The organism is Streptomyces sp. HSW2009 (assembly GCF_040240285.1).
Lineage (GTDB): Bacteria > Actinomycetota > Actinomycetes > Streptomycetales > Streptomycetaceae > Streptomyces.
In genome coordinates this window covers 1-915 of sequence record NZ_JBEHZD010001078.1, presented here as the reverse complement: position 1 = coordinate 915, position 915 = coordinate 1, and the positions used below count along the sequence as shown (strand labels likewise).

The following is a 915-nucleotide window of genomic DNA, read 5'->3' as shown; positions in this document are numbered from 1 at the left end:
GACACGCCCGGCGCGCCCCGTACGCCCGGCACCGGTACGCCCAGTACGCCCGGCACCGGCACCGGTACGCCGCCGGGCCCGTACGCCGCCCCGTACCCGGGCCCGCCCGGCGACCCCGGCAGCCCCGGCGACCCCGCCGAACCGGTCACGGAAGCCGCCTGGCGGCCCGACACCGCCGTGATCATGATCGGCGCCAATGACGTGACCCACCGGATGCCGCCGGCGAAGTCCGTACGGCTGCTCGCCGACGCGGTCCGCGCGCTGCGTGCCACCGGGTGCGAGGTGGTCGTGGGCACCTGCCCCGACCTCGGCACCATCGAGCCCGTCTACCAGCCGCTGCGCTGGGTGGCCAGGCGGCTCAGCCGGCAGCTCGCCGCCGCGCAGACCATCGCGGTGGTCGAGCACGGCGGGCGAACGGTCTCGCTCGGCGACCTGCTCGGTCCCGAGTTCGCCGCGCACCCGACGGAGCTGTTCGGACCCGACAACTACCACCCGTCGGCCGAGGGCTACATGACCGCGGCGATGGCGATCCTGCCGACGCTCTGCGCGGCGCTCGGCCTGTGGCCCGAGGAGGAACGGCCCGACCCGGCGCGCCGCGAGGGGTTCCTGCCGGTGGCGCAGGCCGCGGCACAGGCGGCGGCCGAGGGCGGCACGGAGGTGGCCGCGGCCCGTGGCCCCTGGGCCCAGCTCTTCCGCCGACGCCGCCGGCTCCCGGCCGACCCCGCGTCGGCGAGCGTCACGGGGTGAGACCGCACCGGGCCCGGCCGTACGCCACCCGTGCTTGCGGCCGGGCCCGGCCGCCCCCCCCCCGCCGCCGCCCCCCCCCCCCGGGCCCACCCCCGCGGCACGCGCGAACCCCGCGGACTGGAACTCCACGGACCGGAACCCCACGCCCCGGGGAGCGCCCGATTCCCC

The 915-nt window shown here is 79.0% G+C and carries 1 protein-coding gene; it reads left to right on the top strand.

What is annotated here, in order from left to right; translation table 11 throughout:
* Positions 1-747: SGNH/GDSL hydrolase family protein (locus tag AAHZ94_RS34635; protein WP_349997638.1), on the top strand; the 747-nt coding region annotated here is incomplete at its 5' end.
* Between the last annotated feature and the right edge of the window lie 168 nt (positions 748-915).